Source organism: Streptomyces sp. NBC_01116 (genome assembly GCF_041435495.1).
In the GTDB taxonomy this organism is placed as follows: domain Bacteria; phylum Actinomycetota; class Actinomycetes; order Streptomycetales; family Streptomycetaceae; genus Streptomyces.
Window position 1 is genome coordinate 5,897,686 of the sequence record NZ_CP108644.1, and the last position, 23,713, is coordinate 5,921,398.

Consider the following 23,713-nt stretch of genomic DNA (forward strand, 5'->3'; position numbering starts at 1 on the left):
CAGGCACGGAGCACTGCCCGCTAGCGTGGTTCGATGACCGAACCGCTGTTGCACCTCGCCGAAGCACCTCTGTGGGAGGCGGCCCGCGGGACAGGGACGTACGAGATGTCCACCCGCGGCCGCACCCTCCAGGAGGAGGGCTTCATCCACCTCTCGCTGCCCCACCAACTCCCCGGTGTGGCCCGGATGCTGTACGGGGACGGCGACCGGGACCTCGTGGTCCTGGTCGCCGACCCCGCCCGCCTCGCCGACCCCGTCCGGTACGAGGCGATGAAGCCCGGCGGCGAGGAGTTCCCGCACCTGTACGGACCGCTCCCGGTGAGCGCGGTCGTGGAGGTGCGGCCCTGGGACGGAGGACGACGAGAGGAAGACGAACCCCAGTGATCGGCCCCCTCATCGCGGTGACCGGAGCGACCGGAGCGGTCGGCGGCCGGGTCGCCCGACGGCTGGCCCGGACAGGTGTGCCCGTACGGCTCCTCGGCCGCGACCCCGCCCGGCTGCCCGACCTGCCCGGCGCCGACCACGCGCCCGCCGCCCGCTACGGCGACGCGGAGGCCATGCGCAGGGCCCTCGACGGGGCCCACACCCTGTTCCTGGTCTCCGCCCACGAAAGCCCCTACCGGGTCCGCGAGCACACCACGGCGATCGACGCGGCCGTGGCGGTGGGCGTGGAGCGGATCGTGTACGTGTCCTTCCAAGGGGCCGCGCCCGACGCCACGTTCACCTTCGCCCGCGACCACTGGGACACCGAGGCCCACATCCGTACGGCCGAGATCCGCCACACCTTCCTGCGGGACAACTGGTATCTGGCGGGGCTGCCCGCGATGACCGGGACCGACGGGGTGCTGCGCGGGCCGGGCGGCGACGGACGGGTGGCGGCCGTCGCCCACGAGGACATCGCCGACGCGGCGGCGGCCGTGCTGCTGGACGAGGGCACGGACCACGACGACCGGGTCTACGACCTCACCGGACCCGAGGCGTTCACCCTCGCCGAGGCGGCCGACGAACTGAGCCGGGTCACCGGGCGCCCCGTCGTCTACGTCCCCGAGACCCGTGAGGAGGCCTACGCCTCCCGGGCCGGTTACGGCGCGGAGGACTGGGAGGTGGCCGGCTGGGTCACCTCGTACGAGGCCATCGCGGGCGGGGAGCTGGCCGCCGTATCCGACGCGGTGCCCGTGCTCACCGGGCACCCCGCCAAGAGCTTCGCGCAGTTCCTGGTGGAGAACCCGGACAGCTACCGTCATCTGCTGCCGGGCGGCTGACCGGCCGCGTGCCCCGCACCCGGCCGACGCGGACCACTCGGCCCCAGCAGGTCGCAGGGGTCGCAGGGGTCACACAGGGCACACGAGATCACGCGGGTCACGCCGGTCACGCGGGTCACGCCGTGCTCAGCGCCACGGGATGTGACGCCACGGGCTGCCCTCGCTCTCCGCCAGCAGGCGGTGGGCGAGGACGTTCTGCTCGTAGAACGGCCCGTACTCCTCCTCGTCGAACCGCAGCACCCGCCCCAGCGAGTAGCCCGCCGAGAACTCCTCCCAGGAGCGGTGGGCCGACTTGCTCAGCGCCCCGGCGTAGACGATCGCCTGCTCCGCGTCGGCCGGGCCGCAGTAGCGCGCCGCCAGCCCCCAGCGCGCCAGGTTCACCGCCCGCCCGTAGTCGTAGGCGACCGTCGTGCGGACCCGGCCGTCCGGCGGCAGCAGCCCGTCCGCGCGGAACCGGGCCTCGTAGCGCATGATCCGCCGCACCAACTCCTCGATGCCCTTCACCGTGCCGGAGTCCGCCCCGAGGTCCTGGGCGTGGCCCGCGGCGGTCTCCCGCCACAGGTCGGCCGAGGGCAACTCGCCGAGCGCGGAAGCCAGTTGATCACGGGTGCGCAGCACGAAGTCCGGTTCCGGCGGGCTGTTACGGGCCTCCAGCAGGGCGTCCAGCTGCTTACGCCACTCCGCGTGGCCGGTGATGCCCCAGGACCTGCGGAGCTGGGCGCGCTCGGTGGTGTATTCGCGGTAGACCGTGCCGACCTCGTTCCACGGCACCGCGTTCCCGATCGCCAGATGCGCCCCGCAGGCCAGCCCGTACGCCAGCGGCCCGTGCAGCGCGCCGTGGCGGAGCGCGAGCAGCCGGTTCTCCGGGAGGCGGTCGTTCTCCGCGTACGCGCGCTGCCACAACGCTAGGTCCATCGGGCCGGTGGGCAGCAGCAACTGCCCGGGCGTCCCCACGTTCACGCCGAGGAACACCTGCGGATCGGACCAGCCGAACTCGGCGGCCCAGCGCAGCGTGACCCCGTGGAAGACCCAGTCCGGATGCCAGGCGGGCAGCATTCCTCGGGTGAGCACCGGCCGGCAGACGAAGCCGGCCGGGTCGTGGTGCGCGCGCCAGGTGATGGTGTCCGGCTTCGCGTCCACCTCGGCGCGCGGGGCCGGGATGTACAGCTCGGCCCCTGCGAGCGCGGCCAGTTGGGCCCGGGCGTCACCGCGCAGCGTCGCCTCGTGGAGGAGCTGCTCGGTCTCGGACGGTGGGACCCAGGGTGCGGGCGGCCAGAGGGCCGGGGGTGCGGTGGGGGGATTCGGGTTCATGACCACGGGATGTTCCGGTAGGGGCCGGTGGGGTCCTGGGCCAGGATGTGGTGCTCGGCGAGCGACTGCCGGTACGTTGCCTCCGCCGCCTCCGGGCCGTCGTCCTCGGCCCGGTGGACCACCCGGGCCATGAGGTAGCCGAGGGAGAAGTCCGCCCACGAGGAGTAGGCGGCGCGGGCCTGCTGCCCCAGCCGCAGGACGTCCTGCTCGGCCTCGTGCGGATCGCCGTACCGGGCGCCGAGCGCGAGCCGTACGACGTTGACCGCCCGGCCGAGGTCGAAGGCGGCCAGCGTGTCGACGCGGTCGTCCGGGGCGAGCACGCCGTCGGCACGGAACTTCGCCTCGTACAGGGTGACGTGACGCAGCGCCCGTTCGGCCACCGCCCGGTCCTCCGCGTCGCGGGCCGCGAGGGCGTGGGCCACCGCGTCGGACCACTCCTCGCGCGTCGGCGTGCGCCCCAGCCGGTGCGCCAGGGTGTGCCGGGTGCGCAGGACGGCTTCCTGGACGCGCCCGACCAGCTGGTTCTTCATCAAGGACGCGAGGCGGTCACGGTACTCGGCGCGGTGCGGGATGCCCCACGGGCTGCGCAGCCGGGCCCGGTCGGTCGTGTAGTCCTCGTAGGCGGCGCCGAGCCGGTTCCAGATCAGGCCGTTGGTGACGGCCAGATGGGCGCCGAGCGCCAGCCCGTGGGCGAGCGGTCCGTGCAGTGGCCCGCCGACGTCGGTGAGCAGGACGCGCCGCTGGGCTCCGCCGGAGTGCTCGTCGGCCCTCACCCAGGCCTTCAGTCGCTTGGGCCGGGCGTCGACCATCGCCGCGTACGGGGTGCCGTGGTTCACCGCGAGCCGACGCACGTCGTACGGCCAGACCCGGGCCAGCCCACCGAGGCTCACCTCGCGGAAGACCCACTCCGGGTGCCAGGGCGGCAGCATCCCCTGGGTCAGGACCGGGACGCAGGTCCGGCCGGAGGCCTCGTCGCGGATCGCGGGCAGGGGGGCCGTCCAGCCGGGGATGTCCGCGTGCAGCCGGGCGACGAGCACGTACAGCCGGGTCCGCGCGAGCAGCTCCACGACCGCGTCGGCGCTGCCGCCCGCGACGGCCGCGGACAGCGCGCGCTCGATCTCCGTGGGCGGTGCGGACGGGGGGTACACAGGCGGGTGCGCCGCTGGGTGTGGTGGTGGGTGTGGAGCCGTTCGCGCGTACGGCGACGGCTCCCGACCGTACCCGCCGTGCGCGGCGGCCACCGCCCGGCCGCTCTCTGTCTCTGCCCCGTTCCCCGTTGTCACGGTGAGATCCTACGGAACGGGGCCCGGCGGCCCGCCGGGGAGGCCTCGCGGGCCGGCACGGGGGGTGGGGGTACCGGGAGAGATCAGAGCCCGGCCGGGCGCACCAGCCCCGACTCGTACGCGAACACCGCCGCCTGCGTCCGGTCGCGGACGCCCAACTTGACCAGGATCCGGCCCACATGGGTCTTCACCGTCTGCTCCGCCACGATGAGCTGTCGGGAGATCTCCGCGTTCGACAGGCCGCCCGCGATCAGCGTCAGTACCTCGGTCTCGCGTTCCGTCAGGTCCCCGACGCGCGCCTTGAGCGGCGGGCGCGGGGCCCCGGCCGTCCGCGAGAACTCCACGATGAGCCGCTTGGTGATGTTCGGGGAGAGCAGTGCGTCACCCGCCGCCACCACCCGTACCGCGTGGGCGAGTTCGTCGGCGGAAGCGTCCTTCAGCAGGAAGCCCGAAGCGCCCGCGCGCAATGCCTCGTAGACGTACTCGTCGAGATCGAAGGTGGTCAGCACGAGCACCTTCACCGTCGAGCCCTCGGGGGAGGTGATCCGCCGGGTCGCCTCGATGCCGCCCAGCTCCGGCATCCGGATATCCATCAGGACGACGTCCGGGGCGAGTTCGGCGACCTTGGCGACCGCGTCGAGCCCGTTGACGGCCTGCCCGACGACCTCGATGTCCGGCTCGGCGTTCAGCAGGACCGTGAAGCCCTGGCGGACCATCATCTGGTCGTCGGCGATCACGGCGCGGATGGGCGGTGTCATGGGGCGTCCTCGGTCGTCTCGGTGCTGGTGGGCAGGATCGCGGTGACTTCCCAGCCACCGTCGGGCGTGGGGCCGGTGGCCAGCTCGCCGCCGAGCATCGCCGCGCGCTCGCGCATCCCGAGCAGGCCGTGGCGTATCCCGGGGGAGTGGGCGGCCGGGCGGTCCGGCGGCGAGTTGACGACCCGGACGGTCAGCCCGGCGGGCCGGTGGCCGATCACCACCTCGGCTCTCGCACCGGGCGCGTGACGCATCACGTTGCTGAGCGCCTCCTGCACGATGCGGTACGCCGACAGCTCGACGCCCGGTGAGAGGGGGCGAGGTGCGCCGGTGGTGGAGAGAGTGGCGGCGAGACCGGCGGAGCGCACGGTGGCGAGGAGCCCGTCGATCCCGTCGAGGCCCGGCTGCGGGGCGTGCCGCGTGCTCTGCGCCGGCGCGTCCTCCGAGCGCAGGACGCCGAGGACCCTGCGCAGCTCGGCGAGGGCTTCGAGGGCGTTCTCGCGGATGCCGGTCAGATTCTCGCGCAGCTCGTCGGTGGGGTGCTCGACCAGATGCGGGGCGACCTGCGCCTGGATGGAGATCACCGACATGTGGTGGGCGACCACGTCGTGCAGCTCGCGGGCGATCCGGTTGCGCTCCTCCAGCAGAGTGCGCCGGGCCCGCTCCTCGGAGGTCAACTCCACCTGCACGACGAGGTCCTTACGGGCGAGGCGCACACTGCGTAGCGCGATGCCGAGGGCCAGTGCCACGACGAACACGGAAGCGGACACGTAGGGGTTGATGTGCGGCAGCAGCGGCAGGTACAGGGCCAGGAGCAGCGTCACCCCCATCGCGATCACGAGTGCGGAGACCGCGCGCCGGGGCCGGACCCGCAGCGCCAGCAGGAACAGGGCACCGCCCTGCAGGGCCAATCCCGCGAAGGGCGGGGGGTACAGCAGCTCCGGCATGGGGAAGACGCCGGGGATCCACAGGCGCGAGCCTTCCGTGGGCGCGGTGGCCGCGGTGACCAGCCCCGTCACGACCGACAGGGCGGTCGCCGTCCACCACGCCCCCACGGGACGGATCATTCCGGCCACGAGCGCCGCCGACTGCGCACAGGCGGACAGCGCCGCGAACAGGTAGACGGGGCCTCCGTGAGGGACGAGTTCGTTGGTACGGACCACCATGATGGCGACCGCGGTGATGACCAGCAGCACCAGCAACGACGGCCGCCACACCGGGGCGCCGGGCTCGCCCATGCGCGGCATCCGGTCGGCGGGCGCGGCCCACAACTCCTCGTACAGGGCATGCGGCGCACGGCGCACCGCCGCCCGCAGCCGTACCGCCCTCGATGACGCCACCGCCCCCACCGCCCCCACCGCCCCCTCGGCTCCACTCCTGCTCAGACTAGGCACGACGCGCGTGTCCCTTCCGCTCGGGGGAGGAGCCCCGTACGACGAGGGAGCCCCCGCCGGAGCGCCGCCCGCCCTGTTCGTAACCCCGGAACGCGGCCCAGCACATCAGCAGGGCCAGGGCGAACACCGGCAGCCAGAGCAACCGGGCGAGCACCCAGCCGGCGCCGTCGGGCACGGTGTGCAGCCCCGGCAGCGGGCCGTCCGCGATCAGCGACCCACTCGCCGTGACGATGATCATCGCGGTCTGGTGCCACAGGAAGACGGTCATCGCCGACAGGTTCACCACGGCCACCACCGCCCAGACCGCGGGTCTCCGCAGCACCCGGCGCAGGGGCCCGAGCAGCAGCAGCGCCGCCCCGCACTGCGCCAGGCCGAACACCACGGCGGCCAGGCTCGGCGGATCGAGATTGGACATCGGGCTGCCCGGAACGCCGACCATGGAGGCCGGATACCCGGCCCACAGCACGAGCGAGACGGCCGCCGCGGCCCCGCCGAGCAGCAGCGCCCAACGACCCGCCCGGCCACGCACCCCGCCCCGGGCCACCAGCGCCCCCAGGCAGTAGGGCACCAGCCAGCCCGCGACCACGTTGATCCACCCCAGCTCGCGAGGGCCGCCGAGGCCCAGGCGTACGAGGTCGACGTGCAGCACCACCACGAGCGGCCACAGCGGGTGCAGCCGCGCCACCAGCGGAGTCATCGCGGTCAGCGCGGCGAAGACCAGCAGGAACCACAGCGGGGACCAGACCAGCTTGACCAGCGCCCGGACCGTCGCATCACCCACCCCGGCCACCAGCATCCCGGCCGCCGCGAGCGCCCACACCACGAGCACCGCCGCAACCGGCCGGAACAGGCGCTCCAGCCGGCCGCCCACCCACCGCCCGTACGGCACGCCGCGCTGCCGGGCCGAGGCCCAACTCCCCGCCGCCACGCGCCCGCCCACCAGGAAGAACACCGCGAGGGTCTGGAACACCCAGGAGACCGGGGCGAGGTGGGGCAGATGCGTCAGCGGGCTCGCCCCGCGCACCGTGCCGCTGTCGGTGACCAGCCCGGTCACCAGCCAGTGCCCGCCCACCACGCCGAGGATCGCCAGGGCCCGCAGGGCGTCGACGGCCCGGTCCCGGCCGGGCGGGGTGGCAGCCTCGATCCGTGCGACGAGACTAGTCACGGGAGGCCCCCAGAGGTTCGGCGCCCGCCGTGATCCGGGCCAGGTTCGTCAAGGAGCGCGAGCCGGGCAGCAGATAGTCGCTGTGGCCGCCGTCGCCCGTGTCGAACACCTCGGCCCCGAAGCGGTCCGCCACCGGATCGGTCCCGAAGCCGACCGTCGCGAGGAACGGCACCCGCACCCGGACGTGGGGCACCCGGGATATCCAGTCCCCGCCGCTGCGGCCCGCCCACACCCGGGCCCCGGTGCGCAGCGAGGCGGTGTCCCGGGCTCCGACCCCGGGGCTGCCGTAGAGGACGAGGGCGTCGGCCGCCGTACCCGGCGCGGACCGGGCGCAGATCACCGAACCGTAGGAGTGGCAGAGCAGGCTGATCCGGGCGGCGGGCCGCACGGCACGCAGCCCGTCCACCAGCGCGCGCAGCCCCGGCGCGGCCCCGTCGGCCCGCCCGGTCGTCAGCGCGGCCGGGCTGACGGTGCCGGGCGAGCGGTAGCCGAGCCAGACGACGACGGCCCCGCCCGCCTCCAACTCCCGGTGCAGCGCCCTGGCGTCGCGCTTCAGCCGCCCGTACGCGTCCAGTCCGACGCCCGCACCGGGCACCAGCACAGCGATCCGCCGGGCCGTGGACAGCTCCCCGACGACCTCCGTGCTCCGGCCGCCGTCCCGCCCGTCGAAGGCGAGGAACTGCCGCCCGGGCGCGGCCATCCCGCGCAGCGAGGCCGCTCGCCTGAGGTCCCCGTGCGCCTCCGCCGTCCGCTCGGCCGCCCGGATGTCCTGCCGGCTCACCGCGTACCGCCGGGCGAGCGCCGCCTGCCCCGCTTCCCGCAGCGGACCCTGAGCGGTCGGCGCGGGGGCGGGCACGGCGGCGGGCCGGGCCGCGCCGGACACCGGCACGGCCACCGCGAAGGTGACGAGCGCGGCGAGCAGGGCGCGGAGCCGGCGGGGTCTGCGCGGGCGGTCGGGCATGGGGTGAGGTCCTTCCGTACCAGGGGCAACGCGTGCTTCCGGTACAGAAGTTATGAACAGGGGCCGGTAGTCGGCGTCCCGCTGGAGGGGGCACCTGCGGCGTGGCTCTCAGGTATGACGTGGAGGAGGCGGCAGCGCGGCCGGCGGACGCGTGGAGGACGTGGCAGGGGTCGGCTCCGCCCGGTGAGGCACACGGCGGCCGAGGCCGTTCGGGCACGCGCCGGTCGCGGCCGGTCCTGCTCGGCGTCAGCCCCGGCCGGTGTGCTCCAGAACCGCGGCGGCGAGCGGGGCGTGGACCTCACGGGGGAGTGCGTGGCCCATGCCCGGGATCTCGACGAGCCGCGCGCCGTGGATCGCCTGGGCGAGGTGTTCGGAGTGCGGGGGCGGGAAGACGGGTTCGGCGAGGGCCGAGACGACCAGGGTGGGCACGCGGGTCCGGGCGAGCTGCTCGGTGCGGTCCATCCCGGAGTGGTCGGCGCGGGCGTGCGCGGAACCGGCGTGGTGGTGTCCGGTGTGCTCGATGATCCGGCGCTCCAGTGCTCGGGAGCGGTCGGCGTCGAAGGGGATCACACCGCCGCCGAGCGCACGCCAGTGCTCCACGCGCCGCCCCAACTCGGCCTCGACGCCCCGGTCCTCCACGGGCCGGGACCACATCTCCAGCAGGGCGGGCGCGACGCCGGGAAGCTGCTCGGGCGGGACCGGTGTCCCGTCCGGCGCGGTGTAGGGGAGGGAGCTGAGCGCTCTCGTCCCGAACACCGTGGCGCTCAGCAGCCGCTCGGGACGGTCGGCGATCAGCAACTGGGCGAGCATGCCGCCCAGCGACATCCCCAGGAGGTGCGCGCGCTCCACACCGAACGCGTCGAGCACGGCCACGGCGTCCTCGGCCAGCACGGTGAGCGGGTAGGGCCGCTCGTCGAAGGCCCAGGTGGACCGGCCGGTGTCCCGGTGGTCGTAGCGGATCACACGATGCCGGGCGGCGAGCAGCTCCACCAGCTCGTCGGGCCAGCCGAGCCCGGACGCCTGCGCGCCCATGACCAGCAGCAGGGCGGGGGCGTCGGGAGCGCCGCGCTCCTCGGCCCAGAGGCGTATGCCGGGGGCTGCTTCGACGAAGCGTTCCATGGGGGACCTCGCTGTCCTGATGAGTCAACGACTGAGACGATACGGACCGTCTCGTGTCGAGAGTAACGCACCGCCGGGTGCGGGACCAGTGGGTACGAGAACGGCCCCGGTCCGCACGCGATGACGCGCGGGCCGGGGCCGTCGAAGCGCTGATCCGGAGATCAGGCCTTCTTGGTCTCCCAGAAGATCCGGTCGACCTCGGCGATCAGGTCCAGAGCCTTCTGGCCCGTCTTCGGGTCGTTCGAGCCCTTGGCCGCGGAGAGCGCCTTCAGGGTGTCGTTGACCAGCTGGTGCAGCTCCGGGTACTTCTCGAAGTGCGGGGGCTTGAAGTAGTCGCTCCAGAGCACCGAGATGTGGTGCTTCGCGAGCTCGGCGCGCTGTTCCTTGATCAGGACGGCGCGGGTGCGGAAGTCCGCGTCCTCGTTGGCCTGGTACTTCTCCTGGACGGCCTTGACCGACTCGGCCTCGATGCGGGCCTGGGCCGGGTCGTACACGCCGCAGGGCAGGTCGCAGTGGGCGCTGACCTTCACCTTGGGGGCAAACAGGCGGGAAAGCATGGAGCTGTCCTCCTCGTGATCGTCTTCTCAGGTGGGACATTACTCCGTGGAGCGCCGCTTTCCGTGGCTGCCCCAGGGGCTTAGGTCAAAAGTCCGGTGTGAGAATCGGGCGGTCGGCCGAACGTACGGAGCGGTGCGCTGCCGATGTGCTGACGATGTGCTGGAGGAGGAACCGGGAGGTGCCGGAGATGCCGGAGCGGCGACAGGTGTCCGGAGGCGGGCGGGTGACGCGGCGTCCGTTGCGGGTGGTGGAGGTGACGGGGCCCTCGATGGTGCCCACGCTCTACCACGGCGACCTGCTGCTCGTGCAGTACGGGGCGCCCGTGAGCCCCGGTGACGTGGTGATCCTGCGGCACCCCTTCCAGCAGGACCTGCTGGTGGTCAAGCGGGCCACCGAGCGGCGGCCCGGCGGCTGGTGGGTGCGGGGCGACAACACCTTCGCGGGCGGGGACAGCACCGACTACGGGACCGTGCCGGAGGAGCTGGTGCTGGCCCGGGTGCGGGCCCGCTACCGGCCCCTGGCGAAGGGTCAGCGGTCGGTGACGGCGGTGCTGGGCTGGGCGGTCTCCGCGCTGCGGCCGGTGCGCTCGGCCTCCTCGCGCTTGCGGGCCCGGTAGGCGGCCACGTTCGCGCGGGTCGCGCAGCGGTCCGAGCAGTAGCGCCTGGAGCGGTTGGTGGAGGTGTCCAGGTACGCGTTGCGGCACGGCGCCGCCTCGCACAGGCCGAGGCGGTCCACGCCGTGCTCGGTGAGGTGGAAGGCCAGGCCCATCGCCGCGATGGCCGCGTAGCCGGCGGTCGCGTTCGACGGGTGGTCGGCCAGGTGCATGTGCCAGTCCGGCCTGCCGTCCTGGTCGCGTACGTCGTGCCCCGAGATCTGCGGGCTCACCGGGAACTCCAGCAGCAGCGAGTTCAGCAGGTCGACCGCGAGCGTCTCGTCGTCGCCGTCCGCCGCGTCGAAGACCGCGCGCAGCCGTGCCCGTACGGAACGGAACCGGGTCACGTCGGCGTCCGTGGTCCGCCGTGCCGCCTGTTGATTCGCTCCGAACAGCTCCCGGACCGCCTCGACGGAGGTGAGGGCGTCCTTGTTGCGGGCCGGCTCCTCGGTGTTGACCAGGCGCACGGCGTAGTCCGAGTAATAGGCCAGTTCCACTTGTAGTCCTTACGGTGTCGGTCTAGAGTCGGGGCATCGGCCAGTGTAATGGGCTGCTGCCCTAAACGGGTATTACCTGGAATTATGTGGAGGTTGGCGTGACGGAGACGGCTACGGGCACCGACTGGCAGTCCTGGCAGGAGAGCTGGGACCGGCAGCAGGAGTGGTACATGCCCGACCGCGAGGAGCGGTTCCGGGTGATGCTGGACATGGTCGAGGCCGTCGTCGGACCGGAACCGCGGGTGCTCGACCTCGCGTGCGGTACGGGAAGTATTACGGACCGGCTCCTCAAGCGGTTCCCGAACGCCACGAGCACCGGGGTCGATCTCGACCCCGCGCTCCTGGCCATCGCCCGCGGCACGTTCGACGGCGACGACCGGGTCGCCTTCGTCACCGCCGACCTCAAGGACCCCGACTGGACGGCCCGGCTGCCCCACACCTCGTACGACGCCGTCCTCACCGCCACCGCGCTGCACTGGCTGCACAGGGACCCGCTCACCACGCTCTACGGGCAGCTCGGCGGCCTCGTCCGGGACGGCGGGGTGTTCATGAACGCCGACCGCACGATCGACCCGGCCACCCCCCGTATCAACGCCGCCGAACGGGCCCACCGGCACGCCGCGATGGACCGCGCCAAGGCCGCCGGGGCGCTGGACTGGGCCGAGTGGTGGGCCGTCGCCGCGAAGGACCCCGTCCTGGCCGCGCCCACCGCCGAGCGGTTCGCGATCTACGGCGAGCACGCGGACGGCGACATGCCCTCCGCCGACTGGCACGCCCGCACCCTGCTGGCCTCCGGCTTCGGTGAGGCCCGCGCGGTCTGGGCGTCTCCCTCCGACACCCTGGTCCTCGCGGTGAAGTAGGCGCCCGCGAACGACGGCAGCCGCACGGCGCTGAGAGGGGCGGTAGGGGTCTCGGGCTCCTGCCGCCCCTCTTTCTCCGTCGTGAGGCGTTCGCCCGCAAGACGCTGGTCGACACGTTCATCGCGAGCCGTCGGCGGTTCCGGCGGCGGGTACGCGCGTACGGCGAACTGCCCGACCGCCCCGGGAACACCGCCGACCCGGACACCGGTCCGGTCGTGAGGGAGGCGCTCGCCCGGCTCACGGGCAGTCGGCGGGCAGGGGAGTGCGGCCCGACGCGCGGGAGGGCGGTGCGGACCGTGGTCCGTACCGCCCTCCCGTATGCGACGGGTACCCGCCCTACAGCACCTTGGACAGGAACGACTTCGTCCGGTCGTGCTGCGGGTCGGTCAGTACGTCGCGCGGGTGGCCCGACTCGACCACCACGCCGTCGTCCATGAAGACCAGCGCGTCGCCCACCTCGCGGGCGAAGCCCATCTCGTGGGTGACGACGATCATCGTCATGCCGTCCTCGGCCAGACCGCGCATGACGTCCAGGACGTCGCCGACCAGCTCCGGGTCGAGCGCTGACGTCGGCTCGTCGAAGAGCATCAGCTTCGGCTCCATCGCCAGCGCACGGGCGATGGCGACGCGCTGCTGCTGCCCGCCGGACAGCTGGGTGGGGTAGTTCCCCGCCTTGTCGGAGAGGCCCACCCGGTCCAGCAGCTTCTCGGCGCGGGCCCGGGCCACGGCCTTGGTCTCGCCCTTGACCTGGACCGGGGCCTCCATGACGTTCTCGATGGCCGTCATGTGCGGGAACAGGTTGAAGCGCTGGAAGACCATGCCGATGTCGCGGCGCTGGAGGGCGACCTCGCTGTCCTTCAGCTCGTAGAGCTTGTCGCCCTTCTGCCGGTAGCCGACCAGCTCGCCGTCGACCGAGAGCCGGCCGGCGTTGATCTTCTCCAGGTGGTTGATGCACCGCAGGAAGGTCGACTTGCCGGAGCCGGACGGGCCGATCAGGCAGAACACCTCACGCGGGGCGACCTCCAGGTCGATGCCCTTGAGGATGTGGGCGGCACCGAAGGACTTGTGGACGCCCTCGGCCTTCACCATGGGGGTGGTCATGCGGAGACACCTCCGGAGGGCCGGTTGCCGAACGCGGCGAGGTTGGTCTTGACGCGCTGCAGCGGCGTGAGCGGCAGCGAGCGCAGCGAGCCGCGGGCGAAGCGGCGCTCCAGGTAGTACTGGCCGACGCTGAACACGCTGGTCATCACGATGTACCAGATGGACGCGACGAACAGCATCTCCATCACCGCGTACGAGGTGGAGCCGATCTGCGAGGTGGAGCGGAGCAGTTCGTTGTACGTGACCGCGTACACCAGCGAGGAGGTCTTCAGCATGTTGATGAACTCGTTGCCGGTCGGCGGGATGATCACGCGCAGCGCCTGCGGGAGGACCACGCGGCGCATGGTCTTGCCCTGGGTCATGCCCAGCGCGTGCGAGGCCTCGGTCTGGCCCTCGTCGACCGACTGGATGCCAGCCCGGCAGATCTCCGCCATGTAGGCGGCCTCGTTCAGCGCGAGCCCCAGCAGGGCGCACATGAACGGGGTCATGACGTCCGTCATCTCGTCCTTGTAGATGAACGGGATGTTCAGGACCGGGAAGATCAGCGCCAGGTTGAACCAGAGCAGCAGTTGTACGTAGACCGGGGTGCCCCGGAAGAACCAGATGTACAGCCAGGCCACCCAGCTGGTGACCGGGTTCTTCGAGAGCCGCATCACGGCCAGCACGACGCCGAGGATCACGCCGAGCACCATCGCGAGGACGCTGATGAGCAGGGTGCGGCCGGCACCGGCGACGACGGTGCTGTCGAACAGCTTGTCGCCCACGGCATGCCACTGGATGTTGCCCTGCGAGAAGGCGTACCCGAGGGCGACGAGGAGGCCGATGACCACGATGCCGCTGATCCAGCGGCCGACATGGCGGACCGGAATGGCCTTGATGTTCTCCGGGGCCGGGGTGGCGCCCTTGGAGACGGACACCGGGCCGGCCGGTGAACCGGCGGGTGTCCTGTCGAACTTGTCAGTCATGGTGACTGCCCTTCAGTGGAGCGTCCGGTCACTTGCCGCCGTTGATGGCGGCCTTGTCGATCGCTCCCGTACCGGCGCCCCACTTGTCGAGCACCTTCTGGTACGAGCCGTCGGCGATGATCGCGTCGACGGCCTCCTTCAGGGCGTCGCGCAGCCCGGTGTTGTCCTTCTTGACGGCGATGCCGAACGGGCCGGCGTCGACCTGCTCGCCCACGACCTCGAACGCCTTGCCGCCGTCGGCCTTGCGGGCCAGGTCGACCGCGACCGGGTAGTCGTTGACGCCGGCGACCGCACCGCCGGACTTCACACGGGTCTGCGCCTCGGTGTCGTTCTCGAACGACTCGATCTTGACAGCCTTCTCGCCACCGTCCGTACAGGCCTTCGACTGCGTCTTGAGGGCCTTCTCGTACGTGGTGCCGCGCTGCACGGCCGCGGCCTTCCCGCAGAGGTCCTCGATGGACTTGATGTTCTGCGGGTTGCCCTTCTTCGTGTACACGGCGGTGCCGGCGAGGAAGTAGTCGACGAAGTCGACGCCCTCGCCCAGCTTCTTGCCCGACTCGTCCAGGCCCTCCTGGCGCTGCTTGTTGTCCGTGATCGACGACATCGCGATGTCGTGACGCCCGCTGTTCAGGGCGGTGATCAGGCCGTCGAAGGACCCGGAGGTGAACTCGAACCTCACCCCGAGCTGCTTGCCGAGGGCCTCGGCCAGATCGGGGTCGACGCCCACGATCTCGCCGTTCTCGACGGACTCCATCGGGGCGTATTCCGCATTCGTGCCGACCTTGATCACACCGGACTTCTGGTACTTCTCCGGCAGCTTCGAGAAGAGCGGAGCGCCGCTCTTGGTCTCCTTGCCGCTGCCGCTCTCCTGGGAGGAGCTGTCGGTCTGGTCGCCACAGGCGGTGAGCAGCAAGGAGCCGGCGACCGCGATGGCGCCGATCGCCGCAATCCGGGACTTCGCGGTCGTACGACGCGTGGTGCTTGCGGTCATGTCGGGATCCTCCGGCAGGTGAGGGTGAGGTGCTGGTGGGCGGCTTGGCACGCACCTTCGAGTGTCGCCACCTTGTGTGATGACGGCATCCTGCCATTTGGACCGGCCCATTCAGGGGTCCGGCCATGTCAAAATCGGATAACGGGCGACCCCCGAACATCAACGGCCGGTGCGCGAGGACCGGACCATCTGTGGGGATTCATTCCTCCTGCCGGAGAATCTTCGGCATGTCTCGACTAGTGGACGGCATTTATACCGGTTTGCCGACTTGTCCAGATATTCGACTATGAGTCACGTCACCGCGTCGAAATGGACTCGTCCGTAACATCGTTCGTCCGGTAAGAAAGACGTTTACACCCCTCATCCGGGGCTCAGGGCGCGTGTGCGGCGCGTCCGCGCGTATGTACCTCATCCCAGCCGGGCGGGCCGACCGCCCGGTGCGAGGCGCGTACGCGGTGCCCGCCCACCCCTCCTCAACCAGGAGTGGCCACCCTCAAACGATGAAGACTTAAGGGGTCAACACCATGGCAGCGGAGATCGTCAATCCTCGCAGCGACAGCACCACCGACAGCGGCATCCAGCGCACGAGCGCAGCGGACATCGGGGCCGACGAGCCCTTCGATCCGGCCTTCGCCCTCCACCGGGGCGGGAAGATGGCCGTGCAGGCCACCGTTCCGATCCGGGACAAGGACGACCTTTCCCTGGCGTACACGCCCGGCGTGGCGAAAGTGTGCAGCGCCATCGCCGACAACCCCGAGCTCGTCCACGACTACACCTGGAAATCACAGGTCGTGGCCGTCGTGACGGACGGCACCGCCGTGCTCGGCCTCGGCGACATCGGGCCCGAGGCGTCCCTCCCGGTCATGGAGGGCAAGGCCATCCTCTTCAAGCAGTTCGGCGGCGTCGACGCGGTGCCGATCGCGCTCGCGACCACCGACACCGACGAGATCGTCGACACCGTCGTCCGGCTCGCCCCCTCGTTCGGTGGGGTGAACCTGGAGGACATCTCGGCGCCCCGGTGCTTCGAGATCGAGCGCAAGCTCCAGGAACGCCTGGACATCCCGGTCTTCCACGACGACCAGCACGGCACCGCGGTCGTCACCCTCGCCGCTCTGCGCAACGCCGCGAAGCTCTCCGGGCGGACGCTCGGCGATCTGCGCGGCGTCATCTCCGGCGCGGGCGCGGCGGGCGTGGCCATCGCCAAGTTCCTGCTGGAGGCGGGCATCGGCGACATCGCGGTGGCCGACCGCAAGGGCATCGTCAGCCGCGACCGCGACGACCTCACCGAGGTCAAGCGCGAGCTGGCCGAGCTGACCAACCGGGCCGGCCTCTCCGGTTCGCTGGAGCAGGCGCTCGCCGGCGCTGACGTCTTCATCGGCGTCTCCGGCGGTACGGTCCCGGAGGCGGCGGTGGCCTCGATGGCCCCCGGCGCGTACGTCTTCGCGATGGCCAACCCGAACCCGGAGGTCCATCCGGAGGTCGCGCACAAGTACGCGGCGGTCGTGGCGACCGGGCGGTCCGACTTCCCGAACCAGATCAACAACGTGCTGGCGTTCCCGGGCATCTTCGCGGGCGCGCTCCAGGTCCGGGCCTCCCGGATCACCGAGGGCATGAAGATCGCCGCGGCGAACGCGCTGGCCGACGTGGTCGGCGACGAGCTGGCGGCGGACTACGTGATCCCGTCCCCGTTCGACGAGCGGGTCGCCCCGGCGGTCACCGCGGCGGTGGCCGCGGCGGCCCGTGCGGAGGGTGTGGCTCGGCGCTGAGGTCGCGTTGGGCGGTTGTGGGTGGGCGGGGCCTGTAGCTGTACGGGCCCCGCCCGCTTCTGTCCCGGCTTGATGTGCGGACCCCCGCTGCTCAATCGCCGCAGGGGCTTGAAGCCGCTTGGTGTGCGTCACACGCGGAGGCGGTTACGCGGGCCGTCCGCCCCGCCTATCGTCGAGCCATGTTCGCCGCATACGCAGCCCGCATCGATCCCGACCATCCCCTCGACGGCCTGGAGCTGGGTGACCGCCCGGCACCCGAGGCGCGTCCCGGGTGGACCACCGTCACCGTCCGGGCGGCCTCCCTCAACCACCACGACCTCTGGTCCCTGCGGGGCGTGGGTCTCCCGCCGGAGCGGCTGCCGATGATCCTCGGCTGCGACGCGGCCGGCGTCGACCAGGACGGCAACGAGGTCGTCCTGCACTCCGTCATCGGGCAGTCGGGGCACGGCGTCGGGCCGAAGGAGCCGCGCTCCATCCTCACCGAGCGCTACCAGGGAGCCTTCGCCGAGCAGGTCACCGTTCCCACCTGGAACGTCCTGCCCAAGCCGAGGGAGCTCAGCTTCGAGGAGGCCGCCTGTCTGCCCACCGCCTGGCTCACCGCGTACCGGATGCTGTTCACCAACGCCGGTGTGCGGCCCGGCGATTCCGTGCTCGTCCAGGGTGCCGGCGGCGGTGTCGCCACCGCCGCCATCGTGCTCGGGAAGGCCGCCGGGCTACGGGTCTTCGCCACCAGCCGGGACCGGGCCAAGCGTGAGCGGGCGGTCGAACTCGGCGCTCTGGAGGCGTACGAGCCCGGCGCCCGGCTGCCGCAGCGGGTGGACGCCGTCATCGAGACCGTGGGGGCCGCCACCTGGTCCCACTCCGTGAAGTCGCTGCGTCCCGGCGGCACCCTCGTCATCTCCGGGGCCACCAGCGGCGACCGGCCCGCGCACGCCGAGCTGACCCGCATCTTCTTCCTGGAACTGAAGGTCGTCGGCTCCACCATGGGGTCCAAGGACGAGCTGGAGGACCTGCTCGCGTTCTGCGCGACCACCGGGGTGCGCCCGGTCATCGACGAGGTGCTGCCGCTGGACCGGGCCAGGGACGGGTTCCGGCGGCTGGAGTCGGGCGACCTCTTCGGGAAGATCGTGTTCACGCCGACTTCCTGAGGGTGGTCGGGGCCTCTCCGGGAACTCCTCGGTGACAGAGACTTGAGGGATGCTCAGCTCTGCTGGTGAGATCGGCCCATGCGAATGGGCAGAGCACTCATGGCAGTTGTCGTCGCGTCCGTGCTCGCGGCGGGGGCCCTCGCCCCCGCCGCTACGGCACGCCCCATATCCGTACCCGCCCCGGCTCCGGCCCCCGCGTCCGCACGGCACGGCATCCCGCCGCTGACCGACGACCGGGGCCGCGTCCTCACCCTGCGCGGCTGGAACGTCGAGGACAAGGCGAACCGCGGCGAGGACGCCCTCACCGCCATCACCGAACGGCACTTCCGCGACCTGCGCGGACACGGCTTCAACTTCGCCCGGCTGCTGGTCTTCTGGGACGACCTGGAGCCCACCCGCGGCCAGTACAGCGAACGGTATCTCCGGCGCGTCGAACGCATCCTGGACTGGGCGCACGAGCACCGTGTCCATGTCCTCATCGACGCCCACCAGGATGTCTTCGGCCCCGCGTTCGGGCACCGGGGCATCCCCGCCTGGGCCACCAGGACCGACGGGCTGCCGTTCACCCCGAACCCCGACGACTGGTTCTCGGAGTACTTCCAGCCCGCCGTCCAGCGGGCCTTCACCCACCTCTACGAGGACCCCGACCTCCAGCGCGCCCAGGCCGCCATGTGGCAGGTCCTCGCGGAACGCTTCCGCGACCACCCGGCCGTGATCGGCTACGACCTGATCAACGAGCCGATGGGGGAGCTGCGCGAGGGCGAGGACCTGCCCACCGCCGCACGCCGGATCGAGGCCCAGCACCTCACCCCGATGTACAACCGGCTCGCCCGCGCCGTCCGGGCGAAGGACCGCGACACCTGGCTCTTCGTCGAGCCGACGCCCATCGTCGGCGAGGGCGTCCCCACCGGGCTCGGCCGGATCGAGGACCGCCGGACCGTGTACGCCCCACACTTCTACAACACCGCCATGGAGGCGGGCGCGGACTACGACCCCTCGGCCGGCTGGATCGAGGCGTACGAGGCCGCCGTCACCGCCTACCCGGCCCGCCACCGGATGCCCGTGGTCGTCGGCGAGTGGGGCCCCCTGAACAACTCCCTTCCCAACATGGGCCGCTTCTACCGGGAGGCCGTCGACTCCCTGAACCGCTACAGCTCCGGCTGGGCGGGGTACGTCTGGTGCTACGGCGGCGGCTACTGCGCGGTCGACGAGCGCGGCCGCTTCCGTACCAACAAGGAGCGGACGGCCACGCCGTACGCCCCGGCCGTCGCCGGGACCGTCCGCTCCGAGGCGTACGACGCGGACACCCGCTCCTACCGGCTCGCCTACCGCGCCGCCGCCCGCCCCGGAGTGACGGAGCTGTCCCTCCCGCCCTCGCCCCGGGGCTGGCGTGTCTCCGTCACCGGTCCGGCCCGCCTTCTCGGCAAGCCGTCGCGCGAGGGATGGCCGGTCGTGCTGGCGTGGCCCGGGGCGGAGGTGGTGGTGACCGTGGGGGAGGCTGGCCCGTATGGACGAACTGACCACCCCTGAAGGGTTTCTGCTGCGCCCCTGGGAGCCCGCCGACGCCTCGGCGGTGCTCCGCGCCTTCGCCCCGGCCGACATGGGCCGCCAGACGGACCGGCCGGTGTTCGACCGGCCGGGGGCGCTGGCCTGGATCGCGGACCGCACGCGCGAACGGGGAGCGCGCACGGGCTACTCGTGGGCCGTCGTGGGGGAGGAGGGCGAGGCGCTGGGCTGTGTCGCGGTCGGCTCCGTCAACCGGGCCCATGACACCGGCTGGGTCTCCTACTGGACCACGGAGGAGGCGCGCGGCCGGGGCGTCGCCCCGGCCGGAGTGCGGGCCCTGGCGCGCTGGGCCTTCGACGAGCTGGGGCTGTACCGGCTGGAGCTGGGCCACCGCACCGACAACCCGGCCTCCTGCCGGGTCGCGATCCGGGCGGGGTTCGCGCCCGAGGGAATCGACCGGGCCAAACTGCGGTACGGCGACGTCCGGTACGACGTCGAGCGGCACGCGCGCCTGGCCGACGATGATGTCAACCTTGATTGACGGAAGGGTGGTGTCAATGTAAGTTGACACCATGACCGAAGCAACGGATCTGGCCGCACGTGCAGGCGACCGTGACCCGCGGGTCGGGTTGCGGTCGGTGGCCGCGCTGCGGCGCCTGCTGGAGCAGCTCGAAGCCGTACAGGTGAGAAGTGCCCGCGTCCAGGGCTGGTCGTGGCAGGAGATCGCCGCCGAGCTGGGAGTCAGCCGGCAGGCCGTGCACAAGAAGTACGGGAGGCGTTGATGTTCGAGCGATTCACCCGAGGAGCCCGCGCGACCGTGAAGGGCGCCGTGGCCCAGGCGGAGCAGGCGGGCGCCGACTCGGTCACCGAGGAACATCTGCTGCTCGCGCTGCTGGAACAGGAAGGCGGCCGGGCCTCGTTCGCCGTCACCGCACTCGGCCTCCACGACCGCCGCGCCTCCCTGGACGCCGCGTTCGCCGAGGCCCGCCGCCGTGGCGGGCTGACCAGGGCCGACACCGACGCCCTCGCCGGCATCGGGATCGACCTCGGCGCGATCGTCTCCCGGGTCGAAGGAGCCCACGGCGAGGGAGCCCTGGCGACCGGCCGGGGAGGCCGCCGGTGGTGGTCGGGGCACCGCCCCTTCACCCCGGGCGCGAAGACCGTCCTGGAGAACTCGCTCCGGGTCGCCCTGGGGCGCGGCGACCGCTTCATCGGCGAGGAACATCTGCTCCTCGCCCTCACGGCGAAGCCCGGAGTCGTCGCCGACGTCCTCGCCGAGCACGGAGCGACCTACGCGACCGTACGGCGCGCGCTGTACGGCCCCGACGCGGACGGGGGCCAGGGGCACGCCAAGGCCGGGTGAGACGGGCGTAGGCGACGGGGCGGGCGTCCGATGCCGGACGCCCGCCCCGTCCCGTACGGGCCGTGTCGGCTCAGGCCCTTCCCTCGTCCTCCGCCGTCAGCAGCGCCTCGATCCGCGCCGCCGCCGCGCCCAGATGGCGGCGGGCCTCCGTGAGCTGGGTCTCCGTCACCCCGTGATCGCGGGCCGCGTCCCGGACGCCGTCGCGGAAATGATCCAGCAGGCGGTCCAGGTCGCGCGCCGGATCGCCGGTGGCCGGTGCGCTCTCGCCCCAGTCGAAGCCGTCGTCGGGAACCGGTGCCGACGGGGCCGCCGGGGCCGTGTCCTGCTCGGGCCTGCCGAACGGCGGCCAGGCGCCGGACCGGGCGAAGCCGCCGAGCTGGCCGGTGATCTCCGCGAGGCCCTCCCGTACGCCGGAGGGCCAGTCGCCCCGCGCGAAGTGCTCCTGCACCTGACGGGCGGCGGTCTGCATCTGCTCGCGCGCCTTCTCCTGGGCCTCCTTGGCCTGGCGGCGGGCCTGCTGGGCGTCCTCGCGGGCGCGCCGGGACTCGTCCTTCGCCCGGCGGGCCTGCTCCTTCCACTCGTGCTTGGCCCGGCGCAGCTCCTCCTTCGCCGTGCGCCACGCCTCGCTGTCGCCGAGGTCGCCCAGGCCGCCGAAGTCACCGAAGTCACCGAAGGGGGACGTCTGTTCGTCCTTGGCCTTCCCTCCGGACCCGTCGCTGCCGGCCCCGGCCTCCGTACCGTGGCGGGACTCCGACGCCGCGGCCCGCATGTCGCTGCGGAGCCGGCCCGCCGCGCCCCGCACGTCGTCGCGTATCTCGGCGGCCAGCTCGGAGACCGAGTCGCGGATCTCCAGCTCCAGATCGGCCAGTTCCCCGCCGCGGCCCGCCAGCTCCTCGCGCCCCGCGTCGGTGATCGAGTAGACCTTGCGGCCGCCCTCGGTGGCGTGGGTGACCAGGCCCTCGGCCTCCAGCTTGGCCAGCCGCGGGTAGACCGTGCCGGCGGACGGGGCGTACAGGCCCTGGAAACGCTCCTCCAGCAGGCGGATGACCTCGTAGCCGTGGCGGGGAGCCTCGTCCAGGAGCTTGAGGAGGTACAGCCGCAGACGGCCGTGGGCGAATACGGGAGGCATGTCAGAGAACCTTTCCGGTCGGCTCGGCGGCGTACGCGTCGTCCTCGGCGGGCGGCCTGCGCAACAGGGCGATCGAACCGGACACGGTCGTCGCCCGCAGGGTCCCCGTCCCGGCTCCCAGCGTGCCGGTGATCTTCTTCGCTCCCCACTGCCCGCCGACCCGCAGGTCCTCGAAGGCGTTGGAGACGGCCCCGCTCGCGGTGTTCGCCTCGACCCTGGCGTCGGCGGGGTGCGGCAGCCGGATCGCGATCTCGCCGGTCACCGTGGCCAGCCGGATGTCCGTGGGCCTCCCGGACGGGTCGACGTCCAGCACCATGGCGCCGCTGACCGATTCGGCCCGGACCGAGGTCCCCGCCCCGTCGATCACCGTCAGATCGCCGGACACGGAGTGGAAGCGCAGATCCCCCGTGACGCCCTGGGCCTCCAGGCTGCCCGACACGGACTCCCCGCGCACCGCGCCGGTCAGCCCGACGAGCGTGGAGTCACCGGTGATGCCGCGGACCTCGGTGCGGCCGTCGATGCCGGAGACGACGGCCCCGGCTCCGATCACGCCGACCTCGACCGAGGAGGCGGCCGGCACGACGAGCGTGACCACGGCGCTGCGGCGGCGGCCCTTGGGGTCGAACCAGCGCAGGAAGTCCTGCCAGGGCAGGTCCTCGTAGGCCACGGTGAGCCGGTCGTCCTCCTGGGTCACGATCAGCGGCGGGCCCTCGATCGCGGAGACCTCCAGCCGGGCGTCCGGCTCGTCGGTCCCGACCACGTTGACCGTGCCGTCGACGATGCGCACGTGGAGCGCCGCCACCGGATCCTCGAAGGCGAGCTTCCGCGGCTCGGCGATGGTCCATGTCGACACAGGCATGGATGTGACCTCCCGGAAAGCGTGGCAACGCAACATATCGCGTCTCGTCCAGAACACGATATATCGCGGATGGGTGAAGTCAAGCGAAGTCCCGGAAAGTCCCGGAGGGTCGAGGGGGAGGCGGGGGTCGGGAGGAGCCGGGGAGGCTCGGAGGAGGGGTGGCGACGGCAAAGTGCGCGCAACAGCCGGAAATCTGGGCAAATTGCCCTAGCGTGTGATCCATGAACGCGACATCCACCGGGGCCCTCCTGCTGTGCCGGGCCGACCCCGAGACCGTACGGCCGCTCGCCCACCTGCTGCGCGAGCAGATGCTGCTGGCCCGCGCGGGCGAGGAGTGGAGCGTGCTCGTCCCGGAGGGGAAGCCCTGGCGGGGTGATGGCGCCCGGAGGGACGCGGAGGAGCAGGACGCCGAGCCGGTGGACCGGGTCCTCGGCGGCTGGGCCACCGCGCTCGCCGTCGGCTCCACCTGGCCGGTGCTCGCCCTGTGGTGGGACGCCGACCGGGCCGGATTCACCCTCGCCGCCGGATTCCGCAGGCCCGTGGGTTACGTCTGGCTGACCGACGGCACCCCGGTGGGCGAGGACGAGGCCATGCGCACCTTCGCGGTCCGGCTCGGCCTCGACCCGGTGCTGGACGTACAGGCGCTGGAGGAGCTGACCCGCCCCGATCCCGAGGGAAGTGCGGAAGCCCGGCTGCGCGGACTGCTCGCCGTTCTCACCCGCACCGGGCTGACCCTGCCGGCCGGGCTCTCACCGGGCGAGAGCGCGGACCGGCTGCGCAGCGTCGCGGCGGTGCAGCGCGGGGTGGAACGCGTCGAGTGGGCGGGCTGGCGCGATGCCGTACGCGTCGAACTGGACGCGGTCGAGAGCAGCAGGATCGGCCCGTGGGTCCGCGGCCCCCGCGCCCGTGCCGTCGCCGCCGTCCAGCTCGCGGCCGGGCTCCCGCTCCTGCTGTGGGGCGCCCGCCGCCGCAGCGGCGGCTGGGCGGCGGCCGGTGCGGTGCTGCTGGCGCAGGGCGCGCTGGGGCTCGCGTACGAGCGGGCCAGGGCGGGCGCGGAAGCCCCCTAGA

25 protein-coding genes and 1 pseudogene are annotated in these 23,713 nt (G+C 72.5%); 12 read left to right on the forward strand and 14 right to left on the reverse strand.

What is annotated here, in order from left to right; translation table 11 throughout:
• Positions 1–33: 33 nt before the first annotated feature.
• Together OG245_RS26115 and OG245_RS26120 are read left to right on the forward strand one after the other, a co-directional pair.
• On the forward strand, positions 34–384 hold the full coding sequence (locus tag OG245_RS26115) for a DUF952 domain-containing protein (protein ID WP_371625872.1): 351 nt from the start codon (positions 34–36) through the stop codon (positions 382–384).
• Positions 381–1,262 (forward strand): SDR family oxidoreductase, encoded by an 882-nt coding sequence (locus tag OG245_RS26120; protein WP_371625873.1) that lies wholly within the window; start codon positions 381–383, stop codon positions 1,260–1,262. Before OG245_RS26115 ends, OG245_RS26120 begins: the two co-directional genes overlap by 4 nt.
• Before the next feature lie 126 nt (positions 1,263–1,388).
• Here the strand turns inward: OG245_RS26120 and OG245_RS26125 are convergent, their stop codons facing one another.
• From OG245_RS26125 to sodN, 8 genes are all read right to left on the reverse strand, one after another.
• Positions 1,389–2,573, reverse strand: coding sequence for a DUF1266 domain-containing protein (locus OG245_RS26125; protein ID WP_371625874.1), 1,185 nt, complete (start codon positions 2,571–2,573; stop codon positions 1,389–1,391).
• Positions 2,570–3,721, reverse strand: coding sequence for a DUF1266 domain-containing protein (locus OG245_RS26130; protein ID WP_371625875.1), 1,152 nt, complete (start codon positions 3,719–3,721; stop codon positions 2,570–2,572). The genes OG245_RS26125 and OG245_RS26130 overlap by 4 nt, the downstream gene beginning before the upstream one ends.
• A 218-nt stretch (positions 3,722–3,939) precedes the next feature.
• Entirely contained in the window at positions 3,940–4,614 is a 675-nt protein-coding gene (locus OG245_RS26135) for a response regulator transcription factor (protein ID WP_050360462.1), read from the reverse strand.
• Positions 4,611–5,960: a sensor histidine kinase gene (locus OG245_RS26140; protein WP_371627991.1), complete on the reverse strand. Its 1,350-nt coding sequence runs from the start codon at positions 5,958–5,960 to the stop codon at positions 4,611–4,613. Before OG245_RS26140 ends, OG245_RS26135 begins: the two co-directional genes overlap by 4 nt.
• A 37-nt stretch (positions 5,961–5,997) precedes the next feature.
• On the reverse strand, positions 5,998–7,170 hold the full coding sequence (locus OG245_RS26145; RefSeq protein ID WP_371625876.1) for an acyltransferase: 1,173 nt from the start codon (positions 7,168–7,170) through the stop codon (positions 5,998–6,000).
• A complete protein-coding gene (locus OG245_RS26150) occupies positions 7,163–8,131 on the reverse strand; it encodes an alpha/beta hydrolase (protein ID WP_371625877.1) in 969 nt (322 codons plus the stop codon). Before OG245_RS26150 ends, OG245_RS26145 begins: the two co-directional genes overlap by 8 nt.
• A gap of 246 nt (positions 8,132–8,377) precedes the next feature.
• Positions 8,378–9,250 carry an alpha/beta fold hydrolase gene (locus OG245_RS26155; RefSeq protein ID WP_371625878.1) on the reverse strand — a complete coding sequence of 291 codons (873 nt, stop codon included), beginning with the start codon at positions 9,248–9,250 and terminating at the stop codon, positions 8,378–8,380.
• A 161-nt stretch (positions 9,251–9,411) separates the two neighbouring features.
• Positions 9,412–9,807: a superoxide dismutase, Ni gene (sodN, locus tag OG245_RS26160; RefSeq protein ID WP_032794992.1), complete on the reverse strand. Its 396-nt coding sequence runs from the start codon at positions 9,805–9,807 to the stop codon at positions 9,412–9,414.
• 188 nt (positions 9,808–9,995) lie between these two features.
• On the opposite strand from sodN, the gene sodX reads away from it, so the two are divergent.
• The gene (sodX, locus tag OG245_RS26165) at positions 9,996–10,424 is read left to right on the forward strand and encodes a nickel-type superoxide dismutase maturation protease (protein WP_003966341.1); all 429 of its coding nucleotides are present in this window, start codon (positions 9,996–9,998) and stop codon (positions 10,422–10,424) included.
• Here sodX and OG245_RS26170 read toward each other — a convergent pair.
• The gene (locus tag OG245_RS26170; protein WP_018959073.1) at positions 10,337–10,957 is read right to left on the reverse strand and encodes an ABATE domain-containing protein; all 621 of its coding nucleotides are present in this window, start codon (positions 10,955–10,957) and stop codon (positions 10,337–10,339) included. The genes sodX and OG245_RS26170 overlap by 88 nt on opposite strands.
• Before the next feature lie 98 nt (positions 10,958–11,055).
• Here OG245_RS26170 and OG245_RS26175 point away from each other — a divergent pair, with 98 nt between their 5' ends.
• Entirely contained in the window at positions 11,056–11,817 is a 762-nt protein-coding gene (locus OG245_RS26175; RefSeq protein ID WP_371625879.1) for a trans-aconitate 2-methyltransferase, read from the forward strand.
• A gap of 38 nt (positions 11,818–11,855) precedes the next feature.
• Positions 11,856–12,074: pseudogene (locus OG245_RS26180) on the forward strand (SigE family RNA polymerase sigma factor); the annotation flags it as partial.
• 79 nt (positions 12,075–12,153) lie between these two features.
• On the opposite strand, the gene OG245_RS26185 reads toward OG245_RS26180, so the two are convergent.
• From OG245_RS26185 to OG245_RS26195, 3 genes are read right to left on the reverse strand one after another with little or no spacing between them, the layout of a single operon-like run.
• Positions 12,154–12,918 (reverse strand): amino acid ABC transporter ATP-binding protein, encoded by a 765-nt coding sequence (locus tag OG245_RS26185; protein WP_097962994.1) that lies wholly within the window; start codon positions 12,916–12,918, stop codon positions 12,154–12,156.
• Positions 12,915–13,883 carry an amino acid ABC transporter permease gene (locus tag OG245_RS26190; RefSeq protein ID WP_371625880.1) on the reverse strand — a complete coding sequence of 323 codons (969 nt, stop codon included), beginning with the start codon at positions 13,881–13,883 and terminating at the stop codon, positions 12,915–12,917. Before OG245_RS26190 ends, OG245_RS26185 begins: the two co-directional genes overlap by 4 nt.
• Before the next feature lie 28 nt (positions 13,884–13,911).
• Positions 13,912–14,874 (reverse strand): ABC transporter substrate-binding protein, encoded by a 963-nt coding sequence (locus tag OG245_RS26195; RefSeq protein WP_371625881.1) that lies wholly within the window; start codon positions 14,872–14,874, stop codon positions 13,912–13,914.
• Positions 14,875–15,398: 524 nt separating this feature from the next.
• Between OG245_RS26195 and OG245_RS26200 the strand changes: the two genes are divergently transcribed.
• The 6 genes from OG245_RS26200 (at position 15,399) to OG245_RS26225 (ending at position 20,657) form a co-directional block, all read left to right on the forward strand.
• Complete coding sequence (locus OG245_RS26200) at positions 15,399–16,640, forward strand: NADP-dependent malic enzyme (RefSeq protein WP_371625882.1); 1,242 nt, start codon at positions 15,399–15,401, stop codon at positions 16,638–16,640.
• Positions 16,641–16,819: 179 nt separating this feature from the next.
• Positions 16,820–17,788 carry a zinc-binding dehydrogenase gene (locus OG245_RS26205; protein ID WP_371625883.1) on the forward strand — a complete coding sequence of 323 codons (969 nt, stop codon included), beginning with the start codon at positions 16,820–16,822 and terminating at the stop codon, positions 17,786–17,788.
• A gap of 99 nt (positions 17,789–17,887) precedes the next feature.
• On the forward strand, positions 17,888–19,318 hold the full coding sequence (locus OG245_RS26210; RefSeq protein WP_371625884.1) for a cellulase family glycosylhydrolase: 1,431 nt from the start codon (positions 17,888–17,890) through the stop codon (positions 19,316–19,318).
• On the forward strand, positions 19,296–19,835 hold the full coding sequence (locus OG245_RS26215; protein ID WP_371625885.1) for a GNAT family N-acetyltransferase: 540 nt from the start codon (positions 19,296–19,298) through the stop codon (positions 19,833–19,835). Before OG245_RS26210 ends, OG245_RS26215 begins: the two co-directional genes overlap by 23 nt.
• 31 nt (positions 19,836–19,866) lie before the next feature.
• On the forward strand, positions 19,867–20,076 hold the full coding sequence (locus tag OG245_RS26220; RefSeq protein WP_007447814.1) for a sigma factor-like helix-turn-helix DNA-binding protein: 210 nt from the start codon (positions 19,867–19,869) through the stop codon (positions 20,074–20,076).
• Positions 20,076–20,657, forward strand: a complete 582-nt coding sequence (locus OG245_RS26225) for a Clp protease N-terminal domain-containing protein (RefSeq protein WP_371625886.1) — start codon at positions 20,076–20,078, stop codon at positions 20,655–20,657. The genes OG245_RS26220 and OG245_RS26225 overlap by 1 nt, the downstream gene beginning before the upstream one ends.
• Before the next feature lie 70 nt (positions 20,658–20,727).
• Here OG245_RS26225 and OG245_RS26230 read toward each other — a convergent pair whose 3' ends face one another.
• Positions 20,728–21,786 carry a helix-turn-helix transcriptional regulator gene (locus tag OG245_RS26230; RefSeq protein ID WP_371625887.1) on the reverse strand — a complete coding sequence of 353 codons (1,059 nt, stop codon included), beginning with the start codon at positions 21,784–21,786 and terminating at the stop codon, positions 20,728–20,730.
• 1 nt (position 21,787) lies between these two features.
• A complete protein-coding gene (locus OG245_RS26235) occupies positions 21,788–22,645 on the reverse strand; it encodes a DUF4097 domain-containing protein (protein WP_371625888.1) in 858 nt (285 codons plus the stop codon).
• A 221-nt stretch (positions 22,646–22,866) separates the two neighbouring features.
• Between OG245_RS26235 and OG245_RS26240 the strand changes: the two genes are divergently transcribed.
• Positions 22,867–23,712: a hypothetical protein gene (locus OG245_RS26240; protein ID WP_371625889.1), complete on the forward strand. Its 846-nt coding sequence runs from the start codon at positions 22,867–22,869 to the stop codon at positions 23,710–23,712.
• The last annotated feature ends 1 nt before the right edge of the window (position 23,713 follow it).